Below are 2,477 nucleotides of genomic sequence, written 5' to 3' on the forward strand. Positions count from 1 at the left end.
ATTGCAACAGATCCAGACCGTGAGGGAGAATCTATAGCATATAAAATACTAAATGAGATACCTGGTTCAATTAATAAGGTTAAGTATCGGCTATGGGCTAATTCATTGACTAAAAAAGGGATTGAATCGGCATTTAAAAAGTTAAGAGATCCATCTGAAACAATTAATTATTATCACGAAGCTGATGCCAGAGATGATGCTGATTGGCTTGTAGGTTTTAATTTAAGTCCTTTTGTAACTATCAAAATGAAAGAGGTAGGGGAGTTAGAAAAGACTGATAAGGTGATGTCTGTTGGGAGAGTTCAAACCCCTATTGTGAGCTTGATTGTTAGGAATCACGAAGAAATAGAAAACTTTGTATCAGTTCCATTTTGGACTATAGACGCCCTAAATGAAGAGGGGTTAAAGTTTACTAATGATGTTAAACACAAGAGCTTACAGGAGGCGACAGAAGCCTTAGAATTGATGTCAGACAGCTATACGGTCATTGATGTCAAAGTAGAAAATAAGTCGCAAACTGCTCCTAAACTTTATAATTTAACAAACTTACAATCAGAAATGAGTAAGTTGTATAAAGTTGATGCTACTAGAACAAAGGAAATTGTTCAAAGTCTTTATCAAAAGGGGTTCATGAGTTATCCTCGTACAGATTCAACTCTTATTACAACAAACGAATTTGAGTATCTAGTGGCGAATATTGAGCGTTATAAACAAACAATAGGGAAAGATATTGAAACGGTCAATTTAACCCCTAGAAAAGAGTTTGTGAACGATAAAAAGGTAGTGGAACACTATGCAATTATTCCAACTGAGAACATTCCAAATATTGAGGAGCTGGATTCTTATGAAAAGATCATCTATCAGATGGTAACGTTTCAAACGTTACTCATGTTTGCAGAAGATTATAATTACCAATCAACTACAATTACTATTAAAAATGATGCTTCATCTGTTGAGTTTAAAGTAAGTGGAAATGTAACGATTAATAAAGGTTGGAGAAAATATAAGCAAACAAAATCAGAAGATAAAGAATTACCATCTTTAAAGGTTATGGATAGTCTAATTTTAAAAGCAAATGTAAAACAAGACCAAACAAAACCACCTGCACGAATAACAGAGGAGTATCTACTTAAAAAGCTATTGCCAAAATATAATTTAGGTACATCTGCTACTAGAGATGGTATCTTGGATCTAATTCAGGAAAGGGAGTATGTAAAAAAAGAGAAAAAAACAGGTCAATTTACCCCAACAATAAGAGGAATTAAATTAATTCACTTTCTCGATAAGTTAGATATTATCTATACGAACCCTGAGACCACTCAAAAATGGGAGCTGCTTTTAGCTCAAATAGGACAAGGAAAGATAAGAAAATCAGACTTTGTAGAAAAAGTGAAGTGGGCAATTTCAAAACAAATAGAAAAAGGGAAACAACTATTATAAAATAGAAAGGATCATGTATGGCAAATTTAGATAAAATACTGGAACAACGTTATCAAGAAAAAATTGAGCAGTTAAAAGGTATGGATATTATCGCTGTTGCTGAAAGTCTAGGAATGGATCTAAAGCAAGAATCAGGAGGTATATATCATTGGTTAGAGCATGATTCGTTTAAGCTTTATCCAAAAACTAATAGCTTTAGATGGTGGTCTAGGGAGCTATCTGGTGACACTATAGACCTTGTTAGAATCTATAAAGAAGAAACTACTGGAGAAAAAATTAGTTTTCAAGATGCAACAAGATACCTAGAAACTGGCGATTTTAAAAGTGTTGAAGCTCGTCCGATTCCAAAAGAAGAACCATTTAGGAATTATCTTGAATCTTCTGAAACTAAGGACTTAACTCAGGCTAGAAATTACCTGGTAAAAGAAAGGGGATTGTCAGAATCAACAGTATTAGAGTTTGAAAAAGCTGGACTACTTGGACAAGCAACCTATAAAAAAAATAACCATACTGAACAGGTGATAATATTTAGGTCTTTAGATTCAAATAAAAACATGATCGGTGGAACATTACAAGGTATTGAAAAATACCCTGAAATACATGATAGAGGTTATTTAAAGCAAATAATGGCTCACTCTGACGGTCAATCAGGAATGAGCTTTGACATTGGTAAGCCAAAAAGGTTAGTATTTACAGAAGCTCCTATTGATCTTATGAGTTATTATGAACTTAATAAAGATAAGTTATCTGATGTTCGTCTTGTATCAATGGACGGATTAAAACAAGCTACCGTAAGTCGTTATGTTGCTGATTTGTTATCACAAGGAAAAGCATCAGAAGAAATGTCAAAAGAAGATTTAAAGAATTTTCTCCCAAATTTAGCAAAAGTAACGACACACTTTGATAATGAAGAAAATCAAAATCTAATTACATTGGCAGTTGATAATGACGAAGCAGGAAATAAGTTCATTGAACGCTTTAAAGAAATAAATGTACCTGTTGTTGCTGATATACCACCACTTAACCCAGGGCAAGAA

At 33.4% G+C, this 2,477-nt stretch carries 2 protein-coding genes; both read left to right on the top strand.

Translation table 11 applies throughout. The features are described 5' to 3' along the window. Positions 1-1,440, top strand: a 1,440-nt coding sequence (locus tag I2E70_RS10470; RefSeq protein WP_195424697.1) for a type IA DNA topoisomerase, incomplete at its 5' end; no start/stop codon positions are given. Positions 1,441-1,457: 17 nt separating this feature from the next. Beyond that, positions 1,458-2,477: toprim domain-containing protein (locus I2E70_RS10475; protein WP_195424699.1), on the top strand; the 1,020-nt coding region annotated here is incomplete at its 3' end.

This window comes from Streptococcus parasanguinis, from assembly GCF_015556095.1.
Taxonomy (GTDB): Bacteria; Bacillota; Bacilli; order Lactobacillales; family Streptococcaceae; genus Streptococcus; species Streptococcus parasanguinis_Q.